Below are 24,845 nucleotides of genomic sequence, written 5' to 3' on the forward strand. Positions count from 1 at the left end.
CATTCAACATCTCTGTTGACTGACCCACCGCCATCGCGAGCAGGCTCACTCCTACAGGGGTTGAGTTCAACCAGCAAATTTAGCCGGCAGCGCCGATCCCGGTGGTGGTTCGAATCCGTCCCTCAAGCCTGCGCTTCAACCCGCGCGACTCAATCAACAGCTTCGAGCCCTTCGCCGCATTCGCCCGGCCCCACTCCTCCAGCAACTCCAGACACGAATGGTCGATGTAGCTCAGGTTATTGAGCGGCACATGCACCGTGGTGCCTTGCGGAATACTGCCCAGCACTTGCGTCAACGCCGGCACTTTGAGGAATGTCGCCGCGCCGACCAGACGCAACTCCATCTCGCCGTCCTGCGGCAGATCGATCAGGCTGATCTTCAATCGCGAAGCCTTGAACGCCAGTTTCAACATCGTCAGACCGAAACCGATCAACACCCCGGTCAACAGGTCAGTGAAGATGATCGCCAGCGCCGTCGCCGCATAGGTGAACATCGGCATCCGCCCATAACGACCCAGACCTCGAAACGCTTTGAGATCGACCAGTTTGAACCCGGTGTACACCAGCACACCCGCCAGACTCGCCACCGGAATGCTTTGCAGCACACTCGACAGCAACAGCACGAACGCCAGCAGCCACAGACCATGGAAGATCGTCGAGTAACGCGTGGTTGCGCCGGCCTGGACGTTGGCCGAACTGCGCACGATCACCCCGGTCATCGGCAGCGCGCCGAGCAGACCGCAGAGCATGTTGCCGACACCTTGCGCCGAAAGCTCACGGTCGAAGTCCGAACGCACGCCGCTGTGCATGCGATCCACTGCAGCGGCGGACAACAAGGTTTCGGCGCTGGCGATAAACGCCACGGCGAACGCGGCGATCAGCAGCGTCGGGTCGGCCAGACTTAGCAGGTCCGCCGGTTTCAGCCAATCAATGGCTTCGGCCAGATTCGCCGGTACTTCAACGCGTTTGACCTGCAACGCCAGCAGCAGACTGGCAGCTGTCGCCAGACCCACGCCGAGCAACGCACCCGGAACGAAGCGCAACGAATGTGGGCGAAATTTTTCCCACAACCACATCACCGCAATCGTCGACAGCCCCAACAGCCCGGCCTGCCAGCCGAACGACGGCAAGGCCTGCGCCACAGCCGCCGGGAACGCCGTGAGGTTATCCAGGCCAGAGGGCTTCGGTGACGCATCAAGCATCACATGCACCTGCGACAGCACGATCAACACGCCAATCCCCGCCAGCATCCCGTACACCACCGCTGGCGCCGTGACCCGAAACCAGCAACCGAGCTTCAAGCGCCCGGCCACCAGTTGCAGGAAACCGGCGAGCAGCAGAATCGGCCCTAGCATTTCAATGCCGTGCTGGCGCACCAGTTCAAACACCAACACCGCCAGACCCGCCGCCGGCCCGCTGACCTGCAACGGCGAACCCGCCAGCCAGCCAACCACCAGACCGCCGATGATCCCGGTGATCAGACCTTTGGCCGGTGGCAACCCTGACGCAATCGCGATACCCATGCACAGCGGCAACGCGACCAGAAACACAACCACTGAAGCGAGCAACTCCCGTGGCAACACCGCTTTCAATTGAGCCGCACGCATGGCGATTCTCCCGAAGTTTTCTTCAGGCATGGCTTCGCCGAACCGCTGAAACAGCGGCCGGCGTCAAACCACACAGATGTTTAGGAAGATTTAGAAGCGCGCTTTGGGCGTCGCCACCGGAATCGGATGGCTACCATCGAGCGGCAGGAAACGTCCCTGATCCGCGTCGTAAGCTTTTATTTCGCTGGTTTCGATGTTGTAGACCCAGCCATGGATGAACAGATGACCGTTCGCCATGCGCGAGGCTACCGAAGGATGGGTACGCAAGTGCTGCAATTGGGCGATGACGTTTTCCTCGGTGAGGATCGGCATGCTTTCTTTTTCGTCGGCGCAGTGACAGTTGTCGTGCACCATGGTTTTCGCGACTTCAGCGTGACGCAGCCAGGCTTTGACTGTCGGCATCTTTTCCAGGCTGTCCGGATTGAGCACCGCACGCATGGCGCCGCAATCGGAGTGGCCGCAGATGATGATGTGCTGCACGCCCAGCGCCAGCACCGCGTATTCGATCGCGGTGGATACGCCGCCGTTCATCTGGCCGTAAGGCGGGACAACGTTGCCGACGTTACGGGTCACGAACAGATCGCCCGGCGAGCTCTGGGTGATCAGCTCAGGGACGATGCGCGAGTCGGCGCAGGTGATGAACATCGCCTTTGGCGCTTGGGCCGTGGCGAGTTTCTTGAAGAGTTCTTCCTGCTGGGGAAAGACCTCATGATGAAAATGCAAAAAGCCGTCTACGATCTGTCGCAGCGCTGCATCGGCGGATTCCGCTTCAGGGGTTTGCGCCGACGCAGCCAACGGCTGTTTATCCTTGTCACTCATGATTCATCCTCTTTGGCGGATTAGGGGAGTCGTTCCCATGTATTCCGGTATGAAGCCAGTGGCTGTTTAAAACATCCGGGTCATCCCGACCCGTCAGTCACTCGATGAACAAGGTAGCCGCCGAAACTTAACTCAAACTGAATCAAACGCTCTAGCACGTGTGTTCCAGGTCACAAAAAACGTGACTGAGTGATTTCGGCGGAAGGATTCCAACCCCTCAACCATAGGCTAATTGTCGCTAAATCAACGACATCTGGCGACCCGGCGGACAGAAGGCAGTGCAATCGAGGTTGTAGCTTTCGCGGTGATTGATGCCCAGACGCTTGATGGCTTTGGCAAATCGTTGCGCGAGCAGGTCGGCGAACACTCCTTCGCCGCGCATGCGCGCGCCGAAACGGCTGTCGTAGAGCTCGCCGCCACGGCTCTGGCGGATCAGGCTCAGCACATGCGCGGCGCGTTGCGGATAGTGTGCCGCCAGCCACTCCTCGAACAGCGGCGCCACCTCCAGCGGCAAGCGCAGCATCATATAGGCAGCGCTTTGTGCTCCGGCCGCGTGGGCTTCGTTAAGCAGGTTTTCGATCTCGCTGTCGTTGATCATCGGAATCATCGGCGAACACAGCACGCCGACCGGTATGCCTGCTTCGCGCATGACCCGAATCGCGCGCAATCGCGCTTTGGGGGCAGCAGCGCGCGGTTCGAGGATGCGTTTGAGCTCGTCATCGAGCGTGGTCAGGCTGATCATCACCGCGACCAGACGTTGCTCGGCCAACTCAGTCAGCAGGTCGAGATCGCGCAGAATCAGCGAGCCTTTGGTGACGATGGTCACCGGGTGCCGGTAACGCAGCAGCACTTCGAGGGTCTGCCGGGTGATTTTGTGTTCGCGCTCGATCGGCTGATACGGATCGGTGTTGGAGCCCAGATTGATCGGCGCACATTGATAGCCTTTTTTCCCGAGCTGTTCTTCCAGCACTTGGGCGGCGTTGGTCTTGGCGATCAGTCTGGTTTCGAAGTCCAGCCCTGGCGACATGTCCCAGTAAGCGTGGCTGGGCCGTGCGTAGCAATAGATGCAGCCATGCTCGCAGCCACGGTAGGGATTGATCGAGCGGTCGAAGGGCAGATCCGGAGAGGTATTGCGGGTAATGATGGTTTTCGCGGTTTCGATCATCACCTCGGTGCCTTGGGTCAGCGGCACCTCTTGATACCAGCCGTCATCCTCGGCCACCGAACGGTTCGGCGCGAAGCGATTGTGCGGGTTGCTGGCGGTGCCGCGACCGCGCTGGGGGAGAGGGTTGATCATTGGGCAGGCTCCTGATCTGTATATGCATACAGTACATGAGCGAGCCCACGTTGATCCAGTACCGTTCAGCGATGGGATACTTGCTGAGTTCCAAAATTTATATATAGGTGCAGAGCCGAAGTACAACCCGAGATACATATGTTCGATTGTCGTGACAAGTTATCAAAGATAGTCTTGGCTACTTCGAGTGGTTCTTGTCCGATAACTAAATTAAAAGGATTTAATTCATGTCTTACCTCAATCAGCGCGGTGTCTTTGTGCAAATGATGCAACCCAATGCATCGGAACCCAACACGATTGTTTCGATGCAACTGGCACGAAAGGAACTGGGCTGGAACGCCGAACAGGAACTGCCCACCGAGGCACTGGTCGACTCGATCTACGTGGTGGCGGTGTCCAGCGACCGTGGCAAAACGTTCACTGTTCGCACCAACAAGAAAGATGTGGACGGTGATGGCGATATTGATAACGACGACAAAACGAAGTTGATTGCACTGGCCAAGGCTTATGTAAGTATCGTTAATCCGTAATTGAAAATTCAAGAGTCTCACAGCAAATGAAAATAAAGTCCTGCATGACGACTCATGCAGGACTTTATTGTTTTAGAAGAAAAGACGGTAAATGACAGGTGGCCAGTAAAAGACTGGCTGGGTATACACCCTGTCAACTCTGACAGTAGACCGGAATTTTCGCCAACCCTAATCTCAAGCACGTAATCAATCTGCAGGGTTTCATCCATGGCTATCAGAATACTGCTGGAAATTGCGGATATGGATCGAGATGGAACTCCGGAAATCGCGTTTTACCACTACAGCGAAGACGCGACCGAAATGATGGATTACGACTATGCGCTTTTTGCTTCGTCGTCGCAGGCCAATGGTCGTTATGACGTGATCTGCGAAGACGCCGTCGATGCTGACGGTGATGGCGACATCGACAAATATGACGAGAAGCTCTATCTGCAACTGGCCGATGCATTTGCGCAGTTCAAAGGCTTTCAGTCCAAGCGTTGACCGTCCGCTGGCACCGCACGAAAAGTCGAACCGTGCCAGCGGAGTATCAATCAGGTCCGTCAGTTATGCGTGGTGACTTGCCCCAAATCATCCCCGGAAGTCGTTTGCATATCGTTCTTGCGTAGATTGGCTACATCTTCAGCGTCAACCGGCGCGCCTTTGTTGCCCCAACTGCCACGAATGAAACTCACCACATCCGCCACTTCCTGGTCCGACAGGCGCCAGGCAAAGCCCGGCATGGTGAACGTCGACGGTGCCGTGTGCGTCGCCGGCAACGTACCGCCCTTGAGCACGATGTGAATCAACGAAGTCGGGTCTTCCGATTGCAGCACCGGATTGCCCGCCAGCGCCGGGAACACCCGGGTGTAGCCGTGACCATCGGTGCGGTGGCACGCCGCGCAGTTGTCGATGTACACCGCAGCTCCGCGCTGACTGTCGTCACCGTTCCACAGTGCTTTGGCGGCTTTCTCATCGTACTGATGCGGTTGATCGTTCGGATCACTGGCCGGCAGTGATTTGAGGTAGCGGGCAATCGCGGTCAGGTCGGCATCGGTCATGTATTGCATGCTGTGGGTGACCACGTCGCTCATGCCGCCGAACACCGCGCTGCGGTCGCTGCGCCCGGTCTTGAGGAACTGCACCAGTTGTTCCTCGTTCCAGCTGCCGAGGCCATCCTTGTGATCGCCGCGCAGACTCTTGGCGATCCAGCCTTCCAGCGGCGCACTGCCGGCGAGAAAGGTTGTGCCGTCAGCCGCACTCAGGGATTTTTCCTGCATGGTCAGCGCGCGTGGCGTATGGCAGGCACCGCAATGGCCGAGGCCTTCGACCAGATACGCGCCACGGCTGATGACGGCGTCGTCACCGACTGCCTTGTAGTCCTCGACCTTCGGCGCAAACATCCAGCGCCAGCCCATCAACGGCCAACGCATGCTCAACGGCCACGGAATGTCGCTGGCCTTGTTTTCCTGCGCCACCGGTTCTACGCCATGCATGAAGTACGCGTACAACGCTTGCATGTCGGTTTCGCTGACACGCGCGTAGGACGGATACGGCATCGCCGGGTACAACGTACTGCCGTTTTTGGCGACGCCATGGCGTACGGCCTGATCGAAGTCTTCGAAGCTGTATTCGCCGACGCCGGTCTTGTCCGGGGTGATGTTGGTCGAGTAGATCGTGCCGATCGGGGTTTCCATCGGCAGGCCACCGGCGAACGGTTTGCCGCCCTTGGCAGTGTGGCAGGCTACGCAGTCACCGGCGCGGGCGAGGTATTCGCCCTGTTTGATCAGACTTTGATCAACTTCAGCCGCATGAATGGAAGCGCTGCCGAGCAGCGCCAGGGTCGCGATAACGAGATTTTTCATGGTCATCGCTCCTTAAGCCTGAACCAGCGGGCCGGGGTTTTTCAGGTACTGCTCGCGGATCGCCTTCGCCGACCAATAGGTCAGCGCAGCAACCAGCCCGGTCGGGTTGTAACCGAGGCCCTGCGGGAAGGCCGAGGCGCCCGGGACGAAGACGTTGTGCACGTCCCAGCTCTGCAAGTAGCGGTTCAGCGCGCTCTTCTTCGGATCGGTGCCCATGATCGCGCCACCATTGAGGTGGGTGGTCTGGTACGACGCCGTATTGAAGTGGTCGCCGACTTTCTTGCCGATCACCGCGATGGCTTTCGGGCCCATCGCTTCGGCGACCTTGCCCATTTTCTCGACCATGAAGCGGTTCATCTTGATGTCGTTTTCCTGCCAGTCGAAGGTCATCCGCAGCAGCGGCAAGCCGTAGGCGTCGCGGTACACCGGATCGAGATCGAGGTAGTTGCCACGGTAGGACTGATGCGCGCCGTGGGCGTCCATCGACACCTGGTGGGTGTAGTAATCGGCGGTCGCGCGTTTCCAGGCACTGCCCCACGCAGGTGTGCCCGGCGGGTTCGAAGTGCCGGCAATCGGCCGGCTGCCGGCCTGGTTGACCCACATCGGCGAGCCACCGACGAAGCCGTGCGGGCCGTGGTCGAAGTTATCGGCGTTGAAATCGTCCAGCGCCACGCCGTTACCGCCGGCGCCAATGAAGTTGTTGGTGTGGGTGTCCTTGTCGAAGAACGCCTTGATGGTCGCCATGTTCTGGTAGGCAAAGTTACGCCCGACCACGCCTTCGCCGCTGATCGGGTCGTATGGCTTGCCGATGCCGGACAGCAGCATCAGACGCACGTTGTGCAACTGGAATGCGCCGAGGATCACCAGATCCGCCGGTTGCTCGATCTCGCGACCCTGAGCGTCGATGTAGGTCACGCCGGTGGCTTTGCTCTTGGTGCTGTCGAGGTTGATGCGCAGCACGTGGGCGTTGGCGCGCAGTTCGAAATTCGGCAGCGGTTTCAGCGCCGGCAGAATGTTCACGTTCGGCGAAGCTTTGGAATACATGTAGCAGACATAGCCGCTGCAGAAACCGCAGAAGTTGCACGGGCCCATTTGCGCGCCGTAAGGGTTGGTGTACGGTCCGGAGGTGTTCGCGGACGGCAGGTTATAGGGTTTGTAACCGACCTCTGTAGCCGCTTTGCCGAACAGCTGTGCAGACACCGTGTTCTTCTGCGCTTCCAGCGGGAACGGGTTGGAGCGATCCGGCGCGTACGGGTTGCCGCCCTTGCCCTGACCGACCAATTGGCCTTTCACCGTCCAGGCCTGGCCCGAGGTGCCGAAGACTTTTTCGGCGAAATCGAAGAACGGCTCCAGTTCTTCATAGCTGACGCCGAAGTCCTGGATGGTCATGTCCTTGGGGATAAAGCTTTTGCCGTAGCGCTCTTCGTAGTGGCTACGCATGCGCAACTCGATCGGATCGACCCGGAAGTGCACGCCCGACCAGTGCAGTCCGGCGCCGCCAACACCATTGCCCGGCAGAAACGCGCCCAACTGGCGGTTCGGCAGGGCGATGTCGTTGACGCTGTGGCGAATGGTGACGGTTTCCTTGGAGATGTCCTGAAAGAGTTTTTTACGCACGCTGTAGGTGAGTTCGTCGATCACCTGCGGATAGTTGCCGTCCGGGTAGGTGTCCTGCATCGGCCCGCGCTCCAGCGCCAGCACGTTGAGACCCGCTTCGGTCAGCTCCTTGGCCATGATCGCGCCGGTCCAGCCGAAACCGACGATCACTGCGTCAACCTTCTTCATTACCGTTGCCATGCTTACGCCCTCTCGCCGCGAATCGAAACTGCCGGGAAGGGGTATTGCTCGTTACGTTCCACCCAATCCATGAAATCGGCGCGGGCGCCGGGGAAGCCGATCATGGTCCAGCCGACCATGCCTTTGTTGCCACCGTGGATCGGGTCGCAGAAGAACCCTTCCTTGGTGTTTTGCAGCAGCAGATTGAAGAAAATCTTTGCCGGAACCGCATCGAATTGCGGCTTGCCAGCTTCGAGTTGCTTGAGCAAATCGTCTCGGGTAGCGCTGTCTTGCTCAGCAAATACTTTACCGTTGAGGGATTTTGCCCACTGATCCGTGGCGGCGATGCCGAGTCGATAGATCTCTTTGGGCACCAGTTTGCTCTGCCAACCCATTTCCGGAGCGGCGTCGGCATTGAACGGGCCTTGCATGTACCAAAGTGCACCGGCGGCGTACGGCGTGTTCATCTGCCGGTCGATGTATTCCGGGACACCGGCTTCTAGCGCCCCCGGACCTTGGGCATCGTTGGGGATCAGCTGTGCGACGGCGGCATTGACGAACGCCCATTCTTCGGCGGTGAAATAGCTCGGCTGATACACGCTGGCATCAGCGCGAACCGGTTGCGGCGCGGGCGCAGCAGGTTTGGCTTCAGGCGCTGCTTGCAAGACGCTGCTGCCCAGACCGGTGCCAGCCAGGGTGACCACCGGAATCAGGGTCAGGGATTTGCGCAAGAAATCACGCCGCGGGTTGTCTCGACTTTCATCAGACATGGGGTGCACCTCATCAGGCATTAGGGGACAGCCGCTTCTGCGAACGGCTTGAGGAATTTTCGTCGCGACGTGACGGTATGACCCGGAAAATGGGGACGCGTCTGCAACATCGTGTGACAAATGGTAGCAGGCTAAGCTTCGGGATGAATCGATTCAGTGGAAAAAACAGCGGTTTTCCGCATGCCAGTGCATGAAACCGTGCGGATTCACGATTCTTTGACAAGCGCCTCACAGGGCTTTGACCGCTCAACATCGAAGCTGCAGTTCCTCTCACCGATGAACCCCGACACGGTTACCCCAGCATGTCCCGAGTGCGTTTTTTTCCGCTTTGTGCTTATCGCTATTGGTGCTGTTGCCCTGGATGCCTGCCCAGGCTGCGGCAACTGCGACAGTTCGTCCTGCTGATTGGGCGCAACCGGTCGAAGTGCAATACAACCTGTTCCAGATGTCGCCGACGCTCTATCGCAGCGCCTTGCCCGATGGCGGTGCGGTGCCGTTGCTGAAGAATCTGAAAGTCGCCACGGTGATCAACTTCCTTCCGGAAGCGGACAATAACTGGTTGTCCGAGCCGGGCATCAACCAGGTGCAATTGCCTTACCGCACCAATCATGTCGATGACGCCGATGTGCTCAAGACTCTGCGCGCGATTCAGTCCGCCGAAGCCAACGGTCCGGTGTTGATGCATTGCAAACACGGCTCTGACCGCACCGGCCTGATGGCGGCGATGTACCGGATCGTGGTGCAAGGCTGGAGCAAGGAAGATGCGCTGAATGAAATGACTCAGGGCGGATTTGGAGAAAGCGGTCATTTCAAGGATGGCGTGCGTTATGTGATGCAGGCCGATGTCGACAAGCTGCGCACCGCTCTGGCCAATGGTGATTGCAGCACCAGTGCGTTTGCCACCTGCTCGATGAAGAGCTGGTTTCAGTCAGTCAATCTGAAGTAATCCGCTACCTTCCACGACATTGCATCGTGGAAGGTTTTCAAGCTGCAGCTCAGTCTTCGGATTTCTTCTTGAGCTTCGGATTCGGGAAGAACTGTACTGCCTGCACCGTCTTGTCCGGCGCAGGTTTGTTCAGCGCGCTGGTGTTGACCCGCGTGCCCAGTTCTTTCGGTACCGACAGCCCTTGCTCGTTTAGCGTATCCGAGTAACCGCAGGCCACACATTCGCGGTGCGGCACGCCGTCCTCGTTCCACATCATCAGCTTGTCCGGTTCGCTGCACGCCGGGCAGACCGCCCCGGCGATAAAGCGTTTCTTGGTAATCACAGGTGCCTCACTCATGCTGCCGCGTCCTCACTCAGGCCGCTGTGGCGCAAGAGTGCGTCAATCGATGGCTCACGGCCACGGAAGTCGACGAACAGCACCATCGGTGCCTGCGAACCGCCGCGCGCCAGAATCGCTTCGCGGAAAGCGCGACCGGTTTCAGCGTTGAGCACGCCGTCCTCTTCAAACTTGGAGAAGGCATCCGCCGACAGTACTTCAGCCCACTTGTAGCTGTAGTAACCCGCCGCGTAACCGCCGGCAAAGATGTGCGCGAAGCTGTTCGGGAAACGGTTGTAGGCCGGCGGACGCATCACCGATACCTCGTCACGCACGCCTTCGAGCACTTGCAGCACGCTACGGCCGTCGCCGTGGGTGGCATGCAGTTCGAAGTCGAACAGCGAGAACTCGAGTTGGCGGACCATCATCAGGCCGGACTGGAAATTCTTCGCCGCGAGCATTTTTTCCAGCAGGTCCTGGGGCAGCGGCTCGCCGCTTTCGTAGTGACCGGAAATCAGTGCGAGGCCTTCCGGCTCCCAGCACCAGTTTTCCATGAACTGGCTCGGCAGCTCGACCGCGTCCCATGCCACACCGTTGATCCCGGAAACGCCGGCGTGATCAACGCGGGTCAGCAAGTGATGCAGGCCATGACCGAATTCGTGGAACAGCGTGGTCACTTCATCGTGGGTCAGCAGCGCAGGCTTGCCGCTGTCGGCCGGGGTGAAGTTGCACACCAGATTGGCCACCGGGCTTTGCAGCACGCCGTCGACGGTGCGGCGACGGTCGCGGGCGCCATCCATCCAGGCACCGCCACGCTTGTTGGCGCGGGCGTAGAGGTCGAAGAAGAAGCGGCCGACGTGCTGGCCGTTTTCCTTGATTTCGAACAGGCGCACGTCCGGATGCCAGGTGTCGAAACCTTTCTGTTCAGCGATTTCGATGCCGTACAGACGCTGCACGATGGCGAACAGACCGCCCAGCACTTTGTCGATCGGGAAGTAAGCGCGCAGGGTTTCCTGAGCAACGCTGTAGCGTTGTTCACGCAGCTTCTCGCCGTAGAAACCGCTGTCCCAGCTTTGCAGGTCGGCGCAGCCCTGTTCGGCGGCGTAGGCGCGCAGCTGTTGCAGATCCTGCGCAGCGAACGGCTTGCTGCGCTTGGCCAGATCGCGCAGGAAGCTCAGCACCTGATCGCTGGATTCAGCCATTTTGGTGGCCAGGCTCAGCTCGGAGAAACTGGCGAAGCCCAACAGTTTGGCCAGTTCCTGACGCAGGTCGAGGATCTCTTCCATCACCGGGCCGTTGTCGTTCTGACCGGCGTTCGGACCTTGGTCCGAGGCGCGGGTGCAGTAAGCGGCATAGACTTCTTCGCGCAGCGCGCGGTCTTGCGCGTAGGTCATCACCGCGTAGTAGCTCGGGAATTCCAGGGTGATCAGCCAGCCGTCGAGGCCTTTGGCCTGTGCGGCAGCAGCCATTTGCGCCTTGGCTGAATCGGTCAGGCCGGCGAGGGCGGCTTCGTCGGTGACGTGCTTGGTCCACGCCTGAGTGGCGTCGAGCAGTTGATTGGAGAAACGGCTGCCCAGCTCGGACAGTTTGCTCTGCACTTCGGCGTAGCGTTTCTGTTCGGCTTCCGGCAGGTCGATACCCGACAGACGGAAATCACGCAGGGCGTGTTCCAGAATAGTCTTTTGCGCCACGTCGAAACCGGCGGCTTCCGGGCTGTTGGCCAGCGCTTCATAAGCCTGGAACAGCTCGCGGTTCTGGCCCATCTCGGTGGAGTAGGCGCTCAAAGCCGGCAGGCATGACTCGTAGGCTTCACGCAATTCGGCGCTGTTGCACACGGCATTGAGGTGGCTGACCGGGCTCCAGGCAGCGCCGAGGCGGTCATTGAGTTCGTCCATCGCCAGTACCAGACCGGCCCAAGTCGGGTTCTGAACCTGAGTCTTGAGGATTTCGGCAATGGCGGCGCGGTTGTCGGCCAGGATCGTTTCGATGGCGGGCAGGACGTGTTCGGCACGGATCGTGGAGAACGGTGGCAGGTCGTAGGACTGCAGCAGAGGGTTGTTCACGCTCACGGTTGGCACCTTGGCTGGGGAAACATTGCCCCATCTTAATTACAATCGGCATTCACCGCAGCTATCGGCGACAGAGAGAGAAATTATCGTGTCCGTTCGCAAGTACCAGAATCACACCCCGCACTTGAACAAAGGCGCGTTTGTCGACGGCTCGGCGGTGGTTATCGGCGACGTCGAAATCGGCGAAGACAGCTCTGTCTGGCCGCTGACCGTGATCCGTGGCGACATGCACCGTATCCGTATCGGTGCGCGCACCAGCGTGCAGGACGGCTGCGTGTTGCACATCACCCACGCCGGCCCGTTCAACCCCGACGGCTTCCCGCTGCTGATCGGCGATGACGTGACCATCGCCCACAAAGTCATGCTGCACGGCTGTACCGTCGGCAGCCGCGTGTTGATCGGCATGGGCAGCATCGTCATGGACGGCGCGGTGGTCGAGGACGACGTGATCATTGGCGCCGGCAGCCTGGTGCCTCCGGGCAAGCGTCTGCAAAGTGGCTTCCTCTATGTGGGTAGCCCGGTGAAACAGGTGCGAGAACTCACCGACAAGGAAAAAGCTTTCTTCACCTACAGCGCGGCGAACTACGTGAAACTCAAGGACCTGCATCTGGCCGAAGGCTACGACCAGCTCTGAATCGCCTTACACCTGCTCAGGATTTCTCATGCATTACCAGACCGTACTGTTCGACCTTGACGGCACCCTGACCGACCCGCGTGAGGGCATCACCCGTTCCATCCAGTTCGCCCTCGCCAAGCTCGGCATCGATGAGCCGGATCTGACCAAGCTGGAACACTTCATCGGCCCGCCGTTATTGCAGGCGTTCATGCAGTTTTACGGATTCGATGAGGCCAAGGCATGGCAGGCGGTGAATTTCTATCGCGAGCGCTTCAAAGTGACGGGCCTGTACGAGAACCGTGTGTTCGATGGCGTCACGCCGTTGCTGGAAACCCTCAGTGGCCAAGGCCGGCAGCTGTATATCGCCACCTCGAAGCCGTGGGAATTTGCCCGCGAGATCGCCCGGCATTTTGATTTTGCCCGGCACTTCAAGGTGATCTACGGCAGTGAGCTGGATGGCACGCGGACCAACAAGGTTGAGTTGATTGCGCATCTGATCGAGGAAGAAGGGCTGGATCCTGCGGATACGCTGATGATCGGTGACCGTAAGCATGACTTGATCGGGGCGCGCAGCAATGGGCTGGATGCGGCGGCGGTCGGTTATGGGTTTGGCAGTTTTGAAGAGTTGAGTGCCGAGGCGCCGGCTTATCACTTTGAAACGCTGGACGAGTTGCATCAGGCGTTTCTGCAGCGCTGATTAGATTGCTATCGCGAGCAGGCTCACTCCTGCATGTGGAACGCATTCCCCTGTAGGAGTGAGCCTGCTCGCGATGACGCTCTTTCAGCCACCTCAGACTTCCGGATATGCCAACGCTTTCAGTGCCGCCTTGCGCTCAGCGGCCGGCAGTCCACCCAACCGCTCTACCTCAGCATAAAACTTCAGCCAATCTCCCCCGACCTTTTTGAATAGTGTCGAAAACACGGGGACCCACTGGTCATAAAGCCCAAACGGCAACAACCGCGCATTGTTCAGCGGCGCATTCACCCAAGCGTCATAACGCTTGTCCCCGGACCACTGACTGTCCCTCATCAGCCGATAACTCCGGCGAAACTGCTCGAACTCGGCCGCTTTGCGCTCGCGCATTTGCTCAACCGGCATTGACTGCACGTAAAGCTTCTCCAGCCGTGAACGGGTATCGAGGACCAATTCAATAAACTGATCGCGCTGCTTCAGCCGTGAATCGGTATCCGCCGGCAACCCGCGAAACGCCCGCCACTGCCGCGTGCCTTCCTGCTCGACAAACGTGGCAAAGGACTCGTTGAACTCGGTGTCGTCCTTCACATAGAAACGCTGGTGCGCCAGCTCATGAAAGATCAGCGTGGCCAGGCGCTCGTCGCCCCAGCCCATCATCGAATTGAGGATCGGGTCGTTGAACCAGCCGAGCGTCGAGTAAGCCTCGACACCGCCAATCGACACGTCCATACCCTGCAAGCGCTGGATCGCTGCCTCGCCGCGCGCGGCGCTCTGGCTGTAATAACCGCGATAGGCCACGCAGCCGGCAATCGGGAAGCAATGGTTCAGCGGTGTCAGGGAGAACTCTTGAGTGGCGAACACATTCCACACCACGTACGGGCGATGGATGTCGGCGTACAGGCGATAGCTCTGGTTATCCGGCAAATGCAGATGTTCACTCGCAAAGGCGCGGGCCTTTTGCGCTTGCGCCAGGTGTTCGCGCAGTGTCGCGTCGCGGCTCGAATCGTTGATCACCTTTTCCACAGGCTCGCGCGCCCGCAGCAATTGCAGTTGGCCGCTGGCCAACTGCGTGTAATAGCTGACGCTGGCGCAACCGTTGAGCAACAAAAACAACACACCCGGAAACAAAATCCGAAAAACGCGATCAAGTAACCCAAGGCTTGGAAACGGCCTGCTCAAAATAAGAAATCCCCCGGAGAGTCTGCCCGCAAGACTATCCCGCCTTAAGGAGCACCGCTATGCGCATGTTGATGCTGTCAGGAGGCCTGCTGACGCTGGCCGGTTGTGCCGGATTCGGAATGCCCGATCCTGACCCTTCGCAAGCCTGGATCGATCTGGATGCCCGGCAGCAGGACACGGCGCTGCAAGCGCTGCAGGTCGATACCCAAGCGACTGCCGACAAACGCTACTTTGAAGTACAGCCCGGCAGCCATGAGTTGAAGGTGCGTTATCAATTTCCGGTCGAGGCGACCAACATCGGTCCCGACGCTGAGCCGCTGTGGCGCGATTGCCAGTTGAGCGTGAAATTCAAGGACTTCAACGCCGGCCAGCGTTATCAGTTGCAGGCCGGCAGTATTGGTTTCCGGCCTTGGGCCAAGCTCTATGACGAGCAGCGCAAAGTGGTAGGCCAAGGCACGCCGGCAGGCTGTCAGCGCACCTGAACGGCGCTATGCTGAGTATTCAGATCAGTGGATATTCGTCATGCGCCAGTTGCTGTTGTTGCTCGTTGCCAGTCTTGTGGCCGGTTGTCAGACGCCATTGCCCCCGGTCGATCCGCAGATGGCCTGGGTCGATTTTTCGACGCCGACACCCGGCGGTAAAGTGCTCATGGCCGAGCGCCTCGACAAACAGCGACTGAATGACGGGCGCTACTTTCAGGTCACGCCGGGCAGCCACGAATTGCGCGTGCGGTTTGATTTCGAAGTGTTTGGTGGTGGCGGCAGTTTGATGAACGGCCCGGTAGAGCGGTTGTGTTACCTGTACATCCGCTACGACCATTTCGAGGCCGGGCAGCGTTATGTGCTGGAAGGGCGTTCGCTGGGGTTCACACCGAGCGCCCGGCTGTATAACGCCAAGCGAGAAATCGTCGCCGAGGATTACGACTACAACTGCATTATCTAGTCAGGTTCAGCGATAGTTCTTCTGATAAATGATCGCTTTGGTGCCGTTGTCGCAGGTGCCGACGACCATCGCCACATCGTGTTTGTCGGCCTCTTCCTTGCTGACGATTTCCAGCGTGTAAGACGGCACGGCGTTGGCCTGAATTTTTACTTCGATTTCGTTCTTCAGTTCTTCGCAATCTTTGGGTGCTGCAATGACAGAAGTGGCCAGTGCACTGCAGAGGATCGCCAAGCCAATACGTTTCATGAGTGAAGCTCCCTGAGGCAGCGCGCACGGGTGTGCGCTGAAGCTGCTGTCATTTATTCGACCATATTTTTACAGCGAGGGTTCTGACTTCGCTCACAACTTGTGTTTTTGGTTTCAAACCTGTGTCGATCTCGAGATCGCCTTCGCGAGCAAGCTCGCTCCCACAATGTTCCGGTTTAGTCAGAACCAATGTGGGAGCGAGCTTGCTCGCGAAGGCGTCGGCAAAGCCAGCGCTTGTTTCGAAGCTTAAGAAATCAGCGAAGCCTCAAGCGTAATCTTCGCATTCAGCACTTTCGAGACCGGGCACCCTTCCTTGGCCTTGTTGCTCAGCTCTTCAAACTGCTCCTGCGTCGCCCCAGGGATTTTCGCCTTGAGGATCAGCTTCACCGCGGTGATCGCGAAGCCGCCATCCACCTGGTCCAGGGTCACTTCAGCCTGAGTATCAATGCTGTCAGCCTTCAGGCCCGCATCGCCGAGAATCATCGAAAACGCCATGGAGAAGCAGCCGGCATGCGCGGCGCCGATCAGCTCTTCCGGGTTAGTGCCCTTACCGCCCTCAAAGCGCGCCTTGAAGCCGTAAGGGGCTTCTCTGAGGACACCGGTTTCGGTGGAGATCGAGCCGATGCCGGTTTTCAGATCGCCTGCCCAATGTGCGGATGCTTTCTTCACGATAGCCATGTCTGCCTCCTCAAGATCTGACGCGGAAACGCCGCGTCGTCGTGGTTTTTGCTTGCAAGGCTTCTGAGGATAGACGCCGCAGCAAAGTTCAGCCCGGCTGAATCGTTGACTTTTTTAGTAGGAAATTTCATCACTGCTATTGAAACTCGGGTATATGCCCTCATTGCACAAAACACGCTTATGGATTCGGCAGGTTTTCGTTTGCAAGAAGAACCTGCCTCCTCACTCGGAGACGCAGGTTTATGAAGCAACTGTCCGACGTAAAATTTTCCACCCTCGATCTGGTACCGGTGCGCGAAAACGGCAGCCCGGCGCAATCGCTGCGCAACTCGCTGGATCTGGCGCGGCACGTCGAGAAATTCGGCTACACGCGGTTCTGGGTGGCCGAACACCACAACATGGACGGCATTGCCAGTTCGGCAACATCGGTGCTGCTGGGTTATCTGGCGGGCGGCACATCGACCATCCGCGTTGGCTCCGGCGGCGTGATGCTGCCCAACCATGCGCCGCTGGTGATCGCCGAGCAGTTCGGCACCCTCGAAAGCCTCTATCCGGGACGGATCGATCTCGGCCTGGGCCGCGCGCCCGGCTCCGATCAGATGACTGCTCGGGCGTTGCGCCGTGAACGCTCCGGCAGCGCCGATGATTTCCCCGAAGACGTCGCCGAACTGGTGCGCTACCTCGGCCCGCGCACGCCGGATCAGCGCGTGATCGCGATGCCGGGCACCGGCACCAATGTGCCGATCTGGCTGCTCGGTTCCAGCCTGTTCAGTGCGCAATTGGCTGGTGAACGCGGCTTGCCTTACGCCTTCGCCTCGCATTTCGCCCCGCGCTTCATGCACGAGGCGGTCCGCGTTTATCGCAATCACTTCAAGCCTTCGGCGGTGCTCGACAAACCGTACGTGATGCTCGGCGTGCCGCTGGTGGCGGCGGATACCGATGAACAAGCCGATTACCTGGCGACGTCGGTGTACCAGCGCATTCTCGCGTTGATGCGCGGGCAGAGCCTGGTGCAGCGTCCGCCGGTGAAAACCATGGACGGGCTGTGGTTGCCGCATGAGCGTGAGGCGGTGGGGGATTTCCTCGGGCTGGCGATGGTGGGGAGTCCGCAGAAGATTCGCGCCAAGCTTGAGGTGCTGGTTGAGCAGACTCAGGCGGATGAGCTGATTTTTACCAGTGATTTGTATGAGCACGCTGATCGGGTGCACTCGTACGAACTGCTCGCGCAGGTCATGAAGGGCTGAAAAGCCGAAAGGCACCCTCACCCTAGCCCTCCCGAAACGTCGGACCGCCCGGAGGGCGAGGGGACTGACCGGGTTGAATGTTCGAGATACATCGACCTGAAAAATCGAGTCGAACTCACGGTCTGAACAACCCCCGATCGGCTCCCTTTCCCCCTCGCCCCCCTGGGGGAGAGGGCTGGGGTGAGGGGGATCAATCTCAAACACACCACAAATCTTTCAGACACAAAAAAGCCGACGCCTTCACGTCGGCTTTTTGCATTTCAGTCACGATCAACCGCGCTTGTAGACGATTTCCTTGGTGCCACCTTCGCAGGTGCCCACGACGTCGCCACCAGCCGCCGCGCCCTTATCGACAATCTCCAGCGAATACCCGGAAACGCCCTTGGCATCCAGCTTCGCCGCAATCTCGCTTTTCAGCTCTTCACATGGCTTGCCGGCAGCAAACGCACCACCCGCAAGGCTCAACAAACCTACTGCCAACATGAACTTCTTCATCGGTCGCACTCCCTGGTCGGATTAAAAGAGGCGGGCATCGAGCGTTGACCCGATGCACTCACCCTGTAGCGCTTTGCCATTCCTATGGCACTCGGCCAGCGCGCAAGTTCAGAAGACTAGACCAAACTCAGCTGCTGGCAATGCGGAAGCCGACTTTCAGCGTCACCTGAAAGTGCGCCGCCTTGCCGTCCTTGATGTGGCCACGGGTGTCGACCACTTCAAACCACTCAAGATGCTTGATGCTCTTGTTGGCTTCGGCCAGCGCGTTGTTGATGGCGTCTTCGATGCTGCTGGTGGACGAACCGACCAGCTCGACTTTCTTGTACGTGTGATGGTCACTCATAACGATCTCCTTGGCGTGTGGAATTGAGACTAGCAGTGAATCTGCACTGTTGATTTCGGCGGCACCGCGCAGGCGAAGTTCAGATTTTCTGCACTTTCTCAAACCGCTGAAGTCCCAACCAACACACGCCACTCATCACCAATGCAGGAGAGCCACCATGGCCAACACCTCTTTACGTAAAGCCTCGTTGCAAAGCATGGAAGCCGAGATCGAGAGTCTGCTCAAATCGTTGGAAAGCTTGAAGGACGACGCTTCGGACGAGTCGCGCAAGACCCTCAAGGCGCTGAAAAGCAATGCCGAAAGTGCGCTGAAGCACTCGCGCCACTTGCTTAGCGATGCCTACGAAGAAGTCAAAGTGAAAACCCGCGAAACCGGGATCGCCACCCGTGATTACGCTCAGGAACATCCATGGACGACGGCCGGTGTGGCCGTCGGTGCGATCGGTCTGCTGGCGGCTTACTTGCTGTTCAAGCGCGGCGAGTGATCCGTCTGGCGCAGTTCGTTCTTGAGCCATTGCGCCAGTTGCCGGGCGCGCCCGTCTGCGGCGCGCTTGGGTAGCCACAACGCCAGTTGCGCCGGGGTTTCACAGAAACCCCATGGCGCAACCAGGCGACCAGCCTTCAAATCTTCCGTCACCAGCGGCTCCGGCGCGATGGCTACGCCGAGACCCGCGACCGCTGCTTCCAGCAAATAATACAAATGCTCAAAACCTTGCCCGAGCTTCATTGCTTTTGCGTCGAGTGCGTTCTGCTGCGCCCAACTCGGCCATGCTTGCGGGCGCGAAGTGGTGTGCAGCAACGGTTCGTTTAGCAGTGCCGAGGCTGGCGCGGTTTGCAGACGTTGATAACCACTGAACAGCGGACTCATGACCGGGCCGATGCGTTCTGCGGCTAGTTCGTAAACCTGCATGTCCGCCGGCCACGGTGGTTCGGCGAACAGCAGCAAAGCATCCAGCCCCGGGCGTCGTGGATCGAGATCGCCTTCGCCCGCCGACAGGTGCAGCCGCAAATCCGGCAGATCAGCATTCAATCGCCCCAGGCGCGGAATAAACCAGCGCGCCAGCAGGCTTCCAGAGCAGCCGAGTACAAACGGCGCATCCGCCGTGCTTTGCGTCAATTCAGCGCAAACACTGCGCAAGCGGTCAAACGCCTCGCCACTGGCATCGCGTAACCGCATGCCGGCATCTGTGAGTTTCAAGCCGCGCCCATCTTTGACGAACAGACTGACGCCAAGGTGTTCCTCCAGCACCTTGAGCTGACGACTGACCGCGCCATGGGTGACGTGCAGCTGTTCGGCAGCCTGACTGACGCTGTTCAGCCGGGCGGTGGCTTCGAACGCACGCAAGGCGTTCAGTGGGGGAAGGTCTTGGCTCATGGTATCTGTGAGTTTTCCTGACAGGTCGTGGCGATCTTATCGGTTTTCAGCATAGAAGGTCAGGGGTAGAGTGGTCGTCATTGTCTTCTCACCCGAATTCACCTGGAGCGACTCATGACCCAGACTTCGAACACCTCTGATCTGCGTAACGGCCCTGACGCCAACGGCCTGTTCGGTTCGTTCGGTGGCCGCTACGTGGCGGAAACCCTGATGCCGTTGATCCTCGACCTGGCCCGCGAATACGAAGCGGCCAAGGAAGATCCGGCGTTCAAAGAAGAATTGGCCTACTTCCAGCGTGACTACGTCGGGCGTCCGAGCCCACTGTATTTCGCCGAACGCCTGACCGAGTTCTGCGGCGGCGCGAAGATTTACCTCAAGCGTGAAGAGCTGAACCACACCGGCGCGCACAAGATCAACAACTGCATCGGCCAGATCCTGCTGGCACGGCGCATGGGCAAGAAACGCATCATCGCCGAGACCGGCGCCGGCATGCACGGCGTGGCCACGGCCACCGTCGCCGCACGTTTCGGTCTGGACTGCGTGATCTACATGGGCACCACTGACATCGAACGTCAGCAGGCCAACGTCTTCCGCATGAAGCTGTTGGGCGCTGAAGTAATTCCGGTCGTGGCCGGCACCGGCACCCTTAAAGACGCGATGAACGAAGCCCTGCGTGACTGGGTGACCAACGTCGACAACACGTTCTACCTGATCGGCACCGTGGCCGGCCCGCACCCTTATCCAGCAATGGTTCGCGACTTCCAGGCCGTCATCGGTAAGGAAACCCGCGATCAGTTGCAGGCTCAGGAAGGTCGTCTGCCGGACAGCCTGGTGGCGTGCATCGGTGGCGGGTCTAACGCCATGGGCCTGTTCCACCCGTTCCTTGATGACAAGAGCGTCGAGATCATCGGTGTTGAAGCCGCCGGTTACGGCATTGAAACCGGCAAGCATGCGGCGAGCCTGAATGGCGGCGTTCCGGGTGTGTTGCACGGCAACCGTACCTTCCTGCTGCAGGACGACGACGGCCAGATCATCGACGCTCACTCGATTTCCGCCGGCCTCGATTACCCAGGCATTGGTCCTGAACACGCGTGGTTGCATGACATCGGCCGCGTTCAGTACACCTCGGTGACCGACGACGAAGCGCTGGATGCATTCCACAAATGCTGCCGCCTGGAAGGGATCATTCCTGCCCTGGAAAGCGCCCACGCCTTGGCTGAAGTGTTCAAGCGCGCACCGAACTTGCCGAAGGATCACCTGATGGTGGTCAACCTTTCCGGCCGTGGTGACAAAGACATGCAGACCGTCATGCATCACATGGAACAGTCCCAGCAGGAGAAACACTGATGAGCCGCCTGCAAACCCGTTTTGCCGACCTCAAAGAACAGAACCGCGCCGCGCTGGTGACCTTCGTCACCGCCGGTGATCCGGACTACGACACCTCGCTGGCGATCCTCAAAGGCTTGCCGGGTGCTGGCGCCGACGTGATCGAGCTGGGCATGCCGTTCACCGACCCGATGGCCGACGGCCCGGCGATTCAACTGGCGAACATCCGTGCCTTGGGCGCCAAGCAGAACCTGATGAAAACCCTGCAAATGGTTCGCGAGTTCCGTGAAGGCAACAGTGATACGCCGCTGGTGCTGATGGGCTACTTCAACCCGATCCACATGTATGGCGTTGAGCGCTTCATCGCCGATGCGAAAGAGGCCGGCGTCGATGGCCTGATCGTGGTCGACATGCCACCTGAGCACAACGCCGAGCTGTGCGACCCGGCGCAGGCTGCCGGTCTGGACTTTATCCGTCTGACCACGCCGACCACCGACGATGCACGCCTGCCGAAAGTGCTTAATGGCAGTTCCGGTTTCGTTTACTACGTGTCGGTCGCCGGTGTGACCGGTGCCGGCGCGGCGACGCTGGAGCACGTTGAAGAGGCGGTGACCCGTCTGCGTCGCCATACCGATCTGCCGATCAGCATCGGTTTCGGCATCCGCACGCCGGAGCAAGCGGCGTCCATCGCGCGTCTGGCCGACGGTGTGGTGGTGGGTTCGGCGTTGATCGATCACATCGCCAACGCGACCACACCCGACCAGGCCATCGACGGCGTGCTGAGCCTGTGCTCGGCTCTCTCCGAAGGCGTGCGTAAGGCCCGCGTCAGCTGAAGGTAAAGTTCCTGATACAGAGGAATTAGCGCCTCGCGGCACAGACTAATCCAGCAAGACCGAGGGATTCAGAACCACGTTCTGAATCCCTTTTTGCTGTTTGTGCCGTGAGGAAAGACCCGATGAAAATGCCGAAACGTCTGATGGCCGGACTGGGCGTGCTGATGATCAGCGTGACACCGCTGCTGGCCAGCGCCGATCCGCGCGATGATCATGACCACGGCGGCCCACAGCAGGGCCAATACAACAACCATGGTAATGATCACCGTGGCCCGCAGAACGATCACCGTGGCGGCCCGCCGCCGCACGACTTCGGCCCGGTGCGCCAGACCATTCGCGATAACCATGGCTACTTTGTACGCGGTGCGCCGCCGCCTCCGGGGATTCATCTGGAGCGTGGCCGGCCGTTGCCGCACGGCTATTACGGCGAGCGTCTGGATAATCGGGCGTTAGGTCGTCTGCCGGTGTACCCGGGTTACGAATGGCGCCGGGCGGGGGGTGATATCGTGCTGATCGCGGTGGGCACCGGGATCGTCTACGAAATTCTCGATGGCGTTTTGTATTGATCTGCAGGCAATAAAAAAGACCGCAGCCATTGGCTGCGGTCTTTTTTTCAGGGCAGCTCCAGTCCGCCGGAGGCCTTGTGCAGTTTGCGCAGATGCGCGCCGATCTGCTTCACGTTCTCCTCACTGGCCGTAATTTCGGCGGCCCGCTTCGGCTCCAGCAACTTACGCACTTCTGCATCCAGATCTCCGGACAGTGCCAACAGCTTCTTCTGCCGCTGACTGCTCTCCGCTTCGAGTCGACTGAACTCGGTCGGCTGCGGCAATCCGTAACCCTTGGAATCGAGCAATTCCGCCGGACGACTGAGGAACCCGCTGTTGGCGAGGATTTCCTGCAAGGTCGCGTTGGCCTTGTCCATGCCGCCGTTTTCCAGCTCCCGCGCGCCGAGGTAGCGTTGCTTGACCTCATCCTGAGCCAGCAACAACTGGCGTCGATAACTCGCCTGCTCCAACAGCAGCAGGGCGGCGCTGGTACGCAAGTCGGCGCGTTCGAACCACTCACGGCGTTCTTCGGCTGTCAGCGAAAGCCATTCCTCGACGGTGTTCTGTTTGATCGGCAATTGCTTCTTAAGCACATCGAACATGGCCTGATAGCGATCGCGGAACGAGTCGAAGCGGTAGCCAAGACGCAACGCTTCTTTCGGATCATCCAGCACACTGGTGTCCGCCAGACCACGGCCCTTCATCACTTCCAGCAAACCGTTGGGCATGATGCTGTCCAGACCCACGAACTGGCTGTTGTCACTGCCGCTGCGCAACAGTTTCAGACCTTCCACCGCACAGTTGTTGGAGAGGAAGAAGTAGTTGCCGTCGTAGCTCCAGTGCATTTCGGCGGCGTGTTCGACCACGCCTTCGATCTCGCCCCGTGACAGGTTCAGCGGCACGGAAGCGAGGCTACGCAGTTCGGTCTTGGTGTATTCGTCGATGACCTGCGCGAGCGGCAGCACGAACAGGCGCGACGGGTACTTGCCGACCAGTCCGTCCCAGCTCGACAGCTGTACATCGCCGACAAAGGCGCGGTAGGACAACACCAGATGCTGATCGAGGTCGAGCCGGCAATCCGGCCCGCGCGGGCGACCCGGTGCACAGATCACCAGACGCAACATGCTGTGGCCCCAGCGGCTGACCCAGTTCTGATTGGCCTCGGCCAGTAGATAGTCGACGGCGTAGACCCGCTCGGGATCGACCTGCCCCAAGGGTTGCTTGGCGAAGTCGTTGCCGGCATTGAGGAAGGAGAAGGTCTTGCTGCAGGTGTCCTTGGCCGACGGTGTCCAGCCGAAGTGCTGCTGGTAATAGCGATACAACGCCGGGCGACGGCAGGCATAGCTCGGGTCGAGGAGGAAATACTCCATGTTGACCGCGACAAACTCCTTCGGGCTGGAGATTTCGTACAGGTCCGGGCTGCGCGCGATCTGGCGGTTGTGTTGTTCGCGCTCACCCCGACGGCCGACGTATTGCTGCCAACCGGCAAGATCGAGCAGGCGTGGGTCATCACTGAGGGTGAAACGCCGCCCGTTCTGCCCGCGACACTCATCGGGAATGCCGATCAGCCCGGCGCTGTTGAAGCGGCGGGTGCAGCGCTGGATTAGCGTGCGCTCGGCGTCCGGCCACAAGCGCGCGCGATCGTAAATGTGGGTAATTTCGTGCAACACCGTGGCGAGCAATTCCTGGCGCACAGTGCCGTGGGGGCGATTGGTTTTTTCTTTGGCTGCAGTGCCGTCAGTGAGGCTGGCCAGCAGTTTGCGATTCAGATCGAGTTCGGCAACGAGCGTGGCCTGGCCGTAAGCGTTGGCGGGCATGTCGTCGGTCCAGCCGACATCGATGCGCCGATCCAGCCGCTCGATAAAGCTCGGCGGCAGCTTTTGCATCGCCTCATCGATCAGCGCCTGGCTGGCCTGTTGTTGGGCGGGGCTCAGACCGTCGGTCTTGAGCCGCAATTGCAGGCCGGCGTGGGCGCTGTTGCCAAGCAGCAACAACGCCCCGGCCAGCAGCCAGGTGCCGAGTGACTTCACAGTGCGAGGATGGCTTCGGCGAGAACCTGATCGCTGGCGTCGCGCGCTTCCGGCACACGGGTGCGCAGGGTGTTGAGCGCGGCTTCCAGATGCGCGCCACGGATATCACCGTTAGTGGCGACGAAACTGGCGGCATCATCGTGTGCTTCGCGGATGATTTTCGAATCGCGGATCGACGTGGTGGTGTCGGAAGTGAAATCGATAGTGCGCTGGGAGGCACGAACGATGATGTTACTGGTGGCTACCAGGGTGTGCGCCTGGGCCACGTCGGCCAACAAAAACAGGCCAAGGGCGGCAGCAATCAGCGGGCTACGCATGGAACGACTC

General features: G+C 59.5%; 28 protein-coding genes. 12 read left to right on the forward strand and 16 right to left on the reverse strand.

Annotated features, from left to right (window positions below; translation table 11 throughout):
- Nucleotides 1-79: 79 nt before the first annotated feature.
- From AB4N74_RS24320 to AB4N74_RS24330, 3 genes are all read right to left on the reverse strand, one after another.
- Nucleotides 80-1,606, reverse strand: coding sequence for a SulP family inorganic anion transporter (locus AB4N74_RS24320; RefSeq protein ID WP_099757633.1), 1,527 nt, complete (start codon nt 1,604-1,606; stop codon nt 80-82).
- 90 nt (nt 1,607-1,696) lie between these two features.
- Entirely contained in the window at nt 1,697-2,425 is a 729-nt protein-coding gene (locus AB4N74_RS24325; RefSeq protein WP_064116616.1) for a carbonic anhydrase, read from the reverse strand.
- Between the two features lie 238 nt (nt 2,426-2,663).
- Nucleotides 2,664-3,722, reverse strand: a complete 1,059-nt coding sequence (locus AB4N74_RS24330) for a PA0069 family radical SAM protein (RefSeq protein ID WP_460097445.1) — start codon at nt 3,720-3,722, stop codon at nt 2,664-2,666.
- Nucleotides 3,723-3,949: 227 nt separating this feature from the next.
- Here AB4N74_RS24330 and AB4N74_RS24335 point away from each other — a divergent pair, with 227 nt between their 5' ends.
- Entirely contained in the window at nt 3,950-4,252 is a 303-nt protein-coding gene (locus tag AB4N74_RS24335) for a hypothetical protein (RefSeq protein ID WP_093429490.1), read from the forward strand.
- 207 nt (nt 4,253-4,459) lie between these two features.
- Complete coding sequence (locus AB4N74_RS24340; protein ID WP_093429489.1) at nt 4,460-4,735, forward strand: hypothetical protein; 276 nt, start codon at nt 4,460-4,462, stop codon at nt 4,733-4,735.
- A 59-nt stretch (nt 4,736-4,794) separates the two neighbouring features.
- Here AB4N74_RS24340 and AB4N74_RS24345 read toward each other — a convergent pair whose 3' ends face one another.
- From AB4N74_RS24345 to AB4N74_RS24355, 3 genes are read right to left on the reverse strand one after another with little or no spacing between them, the layout of a single operon-like run.
- The gene (locus AB4N74_RS24345) at nt 4,795-6,096 is read right to left on the reverse strand and encodes a c-type cytochrome (protein WP_093429488.1); all 1,302 of its coding nucleotides are present in this window, start codon (nt 6,094-6,096) and stop codon (nt 4,795-4,797) included.
- A gap of 12 nt (nt 6,097-6,108) precedes the next feature.
- Nucleotides 6,109-7,893, reverse strand: a complete 1,785-nt coding sequence (locus AB4N74_RS24350; protein ID WP_034152261.1) for a GMC family oxidoreductase — start codon at nt 7,891-7,893, stop codon at nt 6,109-6,111.
- 2 nt (nt 7,894-7,895) lie between these two features.
- Nucleotides 7,896-8,642: a gluconate 2-dehydrogenase subunit 3 family protein gene (locus AB4N74_RS24355; protein ID WP_460097447.1), complete on the reverse strand. Its 747-nt coding sequence runs from the start codon at nt 8,640-8,642 to the stop codon at nt 7,896-7,898.
- 361 nt (nt 8,643-9,003) lie between these two features.
- Between AB4N74_RS24355 and AB4N74_RS24360 the strand changes: the two genes are divergently transcribed.
- Entirely contained in the window at nt 9,004-9,588 is a 585-nt protein-coding gene (locus AB4N74_RS24360) for a dual specificity protein phosphatase family protein (protein ID WP_460097448.1), read from the forward strand.
- A gap of 49 nt (nt 9,589-9,637) precedes the next feature.
- On the opposite strand, the gene AB4N74_RS24365 is transcribed toward AB4N74_RS24360, so the two are convergent.
- Nucleotides 9,638-9,925, reverse strand: coding sequence for a YheV family putative zinc ribbon protein (locus AB4N74_RS24365; protein ID WP_093429485.1), 288 nt, complete (start codon nt 9,923-9,925; stop codon nt 9,638-9,640).
- Complete coding sequence (gene prlC / locus AB4N74_RS24370) at nt 9,922-11,973, reverse strand: oligopeptidase A (RefSeq protein ID WP_095113094.1); 2,052 nt, start codon at nt 11,971-11,973, stop codon at nt 9,922-9,924. The genes AB4N74_RS24365 and prlC overlap by 4 nt, the downstream gene beginning before the upstream one ends.
- A gap of 88 nt (nt 11,974-12,061) precedes the next feature.
- On the opposite strand from prlC, the gene AB4N74_RS24375 reads away from it, so the two are divergent.
- Together AB4N74_RS24375 and AB4N74_RS24380 are read left to right on the forward strand one after the other, a co-directional pair.
- Nucleotides 12,062-12,607, forward strand: coding sequence for a gamma carbonic anhydrase family protein (locus AB4N74_RS24375; RefSeq protein ID WP_093429483.1), 546 nt, complete (start codon nt 12,062-12,064; stop codon nt 12,605-12,607).
- Nucleotides 12,608-12,635: 28 nt separating this feature from the next.
- Nucleotides 12,636-13,286: an HAD family hydrolase gene (locus AB4N74_RS24380; protein WP_093429482.1), complete on the forward strand. Its 651-nt coding sequence runs from the start codon at nt 12,636-12,638 to the stop codon at nt 13,284-13,286.
- A 93-nt stretch (nt 13,287-13,379) separates the two neighbouring features.
- Here the strand turns inward: AB4N74_RS24380 and AB4N74_RS24385 are convergent, their stop codons facing one another.
- Nucleotides 13,380-14,462, reverse strand: coding sequence for an aminopeptidase (locus tag AB4N74_RS24385; protein WP_116254156.1), 1,083 nt, complete (start codon nt 14,460-14,462; stop codon nt 13,380-13,382).
- Nucleotides 14,463-14,521: 59 nt separating this feature from the next.
- On the opposite strand from AB4N74_RS24385, the gene AB4N74_RS24390 reads away from it, so the two are divergent.
- Together AB4N74_RS24390 and AB4N74_RS24395 are read left to right on the forward strand one after the other, a co-directional pair.
- Entirely contained in the window at nt 14,522-14,944 is a 423-nt protein-coding gene (locus tag AB4N74_RS24390) for a PA0061/PA0062 family lipoprotein (RefSeq protein ID WP_034152270.1), read from the forward strand.
- A gap of 40 nt (nt 14,945-14,984) precedes the next feature.
- Nucleotides 14,985-15,404 (forward strand): PA0061/PA0062 family lipoprotein, encoded by a 420-nt coding sequence (locus tag AB4N74_RS24395; RefSeq protein ID WP_093429480.1) that lies wholly within the window; start codon nt 14,985-14,987, stop codon nt 15,402-15,404.
- A 6-nt stretch (nt 15,405-15,410) separates the two neighbouring features.
- Here the strand turns inward: AB4N74_RS24395 and AB4N74_RS24400 are convergent, their stop codons facing one another.
- Together AB4N74_RS24400 and AB4N74_RS24405 are read right to left on the reverse strand one after the other, a co-directional pair.
- Nucleotides 15,411-15,650: a DUF1161 domain-containing protein gene (locus AB4N74_RS24400; RefSeq protein ID WP_460097451.1), complete on the reverse strand. Its 240-nt coding sequence runs from the start codon at nt 15,648-15,650 to the stop codon at nt 15,411-15,413.
- Nucleotides 15,651-15,896: 246 nt separating this feature from the next.
- Entirely contained in the window at nt 15,897-16,328 is a 432-nt protein-coding gene (locus AB4N74_RS24405) for an OsmC family protein (protein WP_093429478.1), read from the reverse strand.
- 242 nt (nt 16,329-16,570) lie between these two features.
- On the opposite strand from AB4N74_RS24405, the gene AB4N74_RS24410 reads away from it, so the two are divergent.
- Nucleotides 16,571-17,572, forward strand: coding sequence for an LLM class flavin-dependent oxidoreductase (locus AB4N74_RS24410; RefSeq protein WP_257356693.1), 1,002 nt, complete (start codon nt 16,571-16,573; stop codon nt 17,570-17,572).
- 270 nt (nt 17,573-17,842) lie between these two features.
- On the opposite strand, the gene AB4N74_RS24415 is transcribed toward AB4N74_RS24410, so the two are convergent.
- A complete protein-coding gene (locus AB4N74_RS24415; protein ID WP_007911690.1) occupies nt 17,843-18,067 on the reverse strand; it encodes a DUF1161 domain-containing protein in 225 nt (74 codons plus the stop codon).
- Between the two features lie 127 nt (nt 18,068-18,194).
- Nucleotides 18,195-18,410, reverse strand: coding sequence for a dodecin (locus tag AB4N74_RS24420; protein ID WP_003220389.1), 216 nt, complete (start codon nt 18,408-18,410; stop codon nt 18,195-18,197).
- Nucleotides 18,411-18,567: 157 nt separating this feature from the next.
- On the opposite strand from AB4N74_RS24420, the gene AB4N74_RS24425 reads away from it, so the two are divergent.
- Nucleotides 18,568-18,894: an ElaB/YgaM/YqjD family protein gene (locus AB4N74_RS24425; protein WP_007911686.1), complete on the forward strand. Its 327-nt coding sequence runs from the start codon at nt 18,568-18,570 to the stop codon at nt 18,892-18,894.
- Here AB4N74_RS24425 and AB4N74_RS24430 read toward each other — a convergent pair.
- Nucleotides 18,867-19,784, reverse strand: coding sequence for a LysR family transcriptional regulator (locus AB4N74_RS24430; protein WP_460097454.1), 918 nt, complete (start codon nt 19,782-19,784; stop codon nt 18,867-18,869). The genes AB4N74_RS24425 and AB4N74_RS24430 overlap by 28 nt on opposite strands.
- Before the next feature lie 114 nt (nt 19,785-19,898).
- Here AB4N74_RS24430 and trpB point away from each other — a divergent pair, with 114 nt between their 5' ends.
- The 3 genes from trpB (at nt 19,899) to AB4N74_RS24445 (ending at nt 22,509) form a co-directional block, all read left to right on the forward strand.
- On the forward strand, nt 19,899-21,131 hold the full coding sequence (gene trpB / locus AB4N74_RS24435) for a tryptophan synthase subunit beta (protein ID WP_093429476.1): 1,233 nt from the start codon (nt 19,899-19,901) through the stop codon (nt 21,129-21,131).
- Nucleotides 21,131-21,943, forward strand: coding sequence for a tryptophan synthase subunit alpha (gene trpA, locus AB4N74_RS24440; protein WP_116254153.1), 813 nt, complete (start codon nt 21,131-21,133; stop codon nt 21,941-21,943). Before trpB ends, trpA begins: the two co-directional genes overlap by 1 nt.
- A gap of 122 nt (nt 21,944-22,065) precedes the next feature.
- Nucleotides 22,066-22,509 (forward strand): anti-virulence regulator CigR family protein, encoded by a 444-nt coding sequence (locus tag AB4N74_RS24445; RefSeq protein WP_093429474.1) that lies wholly within the window; start codon nt 22,066-22,068, stop codon nt 22,507-22,509.
- 47 nt (nt 22,510-22,556) lie between these two features.
- Here the strand turns inward: AB4N74_RS24445 and AB4N74_RS24450 are convergent, their stop codons facing one another.
- Both AB4N74_RS24450 and AB4N74_RS24455 read right to left on the reverse strand, forming a co-directional pair.
- Nucleotides 22,557-24,518 carry a DUF7844 domain-containing protein gene (locus tag AB4N74_RS24450; RefSeq protein ID WP_460097456.1) on the reverse strand — a complete coding sequence of 654 codons (1,962 nt, stop codon included), beginning with the start codon at nt 24,516-24,518 and terminating at the stop codon, nt 22,557-22,559.
- Nucleotides 24,515-24,835, reverse strand: a complete 321-nt coding sequence (locus AB4N74_RS24455) for a DUF2388 domain-containing protein (protein ID WP_007911662.1) — start codon at nt 24,833-24,835, stop codon at nt 24,515-24,517. The genes AB4N74_RS24450 and AB4N74_RS24455 overlap by 4 nt, the downstream gene beginning before the upstream one ends.
- Between the last annotated feature and the right edge of the window lie 10 nt (nt 24,836-24,845).

Source organism: Pseudomonas sp. H3_C08, assembly GCF_054669455.1.

Excerpts from the sequence above, each read along its gene's own strand:
- AB4N74_RS24455 (WP_007911662.1), bottom strand. The coding sequence starts at position 24,835 with ATGCGTAGCCCGCTGATTGCTGCCGCCCTTGGCCTGTTTTTGTTGGCC.
- AB4N74_RS24425 (WP_007911686.1), top strand. The coding sequence starts at position 18,568 with ATGGCCAACACCTCTTTACGTAAAGCCTCGTTGCAAAGCATGGAAGCC.
- AB4N74_RS24365 (WP_093429485.1), bottom strand. The coding sequence starts at position 9,925 with ATGAGTGAGGCACCTGTGATTACCAAGAAACGCTTTATCGCCGGGGCG.
- AB4N74_RS24400 (WP_460097451.1), bottom strand. The coding sequence starts at position 15,650 with ATGAAACGTATTGGCTTGGCGATCCTCTGCAGTGCACTGGCCACTTCT.
- AB4N74_RS24415 (WP_007911690.1), bottom strand. The coding sequence starts at position 18,067 with ATGAAGAAGTTCATGTTGGCAGTAGGTTTGTTGAGCCTTGCGGGTGGT.
- AB4N74_RS24430 (WP_460097454.1), bottom strand. The coding sequence starts at position 19,784 with ATGAGCCAAGACCTTCCCCCACTGAACGCCTTGCGTGCGTTCGAAGCC.
- AB4N74_RS24340 (WP_093429489.1), top strand. The coding sequence starts at position 4,460 with ATGGCTATCAGAATACTGCTGGAAATTGCGGATATGGATCGAGATGGA.
- trpA (WP_116254153.1), top strand. The coding sequence starts at position 21,131 with ATGAGCCGCCTGCAAACCCGTTTTGCCGACCTCAAAGAACAGAACCGC.
- AB4N74_RS24410 (WP_257356693.1), top strand. The coding sequence starts at position 16,571 with ATGAAGCAACTGTCCGACGTAAAATTTTCCACCCTCGATCTGGTACCG.
- AB4N74_RS24345 (WP_093429488.1), bottom strand. The coding sequence starts at position 6,096 with ATGAAAAATCTCGTTATCGCGACCCTGGCGCTGCTCGGCAGCGCTTCC.
- AB4N74_RS24330 (WP_460097445.1), bottom strand. The coding sequence starts at position 3,722 with ATGATCAACCCTCTCCCCCAGCGCGGTCGCGGCACCGCCAGCAACCCG.
- trpB (WP_093429476.1), top strand. The coding sequence starts at position 19,899 with ATGACCCAGACTTCGAACACCTCTGATCTGCGTAACGGCCCTGACGCC.
- AB4N74_RS24360 (WP_460097448.1), top strand. The coding sequence starts at position 9,004 with ATGCCTGCCCAGGCTGCGGCAACTGCGACAGTTCGTCCTGCTGATTGG.
- AB4N74_RS24420 (WP_003220389.1), bottom strand. The coding sequence starts at position 18,410 with ATGAGTGACCATCACACGTACAAGAAAGTCGAGCTGGTCGGTTCGTCC.
- AB4N74_RS24445 (WP_093429474.1), top strand. The coding sequence starts at position 22,066 with ATGAAAATGCCGAAACGTCTGATGGCCGGACTGGGCGTGCTGATGATC.
- AB4N74_RS24325 (WP_064116616.1), bottom strand. The coding sequence starts at position 2,425 with ATGAGTGACAAGGATAAACAGCCGTTGGCTGCGTCGGCGCAAACCCCT.
- AB4N74_RS24395 (WP_093429480.1), top strand. The coding sequence starts at position 14,985 with ATGCGCCAGTTGCTGTTGTTGCTCGTTGCCAGTCTTGTGGCCGGTTGT.
- AB4N74_RS24320 (WP_099757633.1), bottom strand. The coding sequence starts at position 1,606 with ATGCGTGCGGCTCAATTGAAAGCGGTGTTGCCACGGGAGTTGCTCGCT.
- AB4N74_RS24380 (WP_093429482.1), top strand. The coding sequence starts at position 12,636 with ATGCATTACCAGACCGTACTGTTCGACCTTGACGGCACCCTGACCGAC.
- AB4N74_RS24335 (WP_093429490.1), top strand. The coding sequence starts at position 3,950 with ATGTCTTACCTCAATCAGCGCGGTGTCTTTGTGCAAATGATGCAACCC.
- AB4N74_RS24405 (WP_093429478.1), bottom strand. The coding sequence starts at position 16,328 with ATGGCTATCGTGAAGAAAGCATCCGCACATTGGGCAGGCGATCTGAAA.
- AB4N74_RS24390 (WP_034152270.1), top strand. The coding sequence starts at position 14,522 with ATGCGCATGTTGATGCTGTCAGGAGGCCTGCTGACGCTGGCCGGTTGT.
- AB4N74_RS24355 (WP_460097447.1), bottom strand. The coding sequence starts at position 8,642 with ATGTCTGATGAAAGTCGAGACAACCCGCGGCGTGATTTCTTGCGCAAA.
- AB4N74_RS24350 (WP_034152261.1), bottom strand. The coding sequence starts at position 7,893 with ATGGCAACGGTAATGAAGAAGGTTGACGCAGTGATCGTCGGTTTCGGC.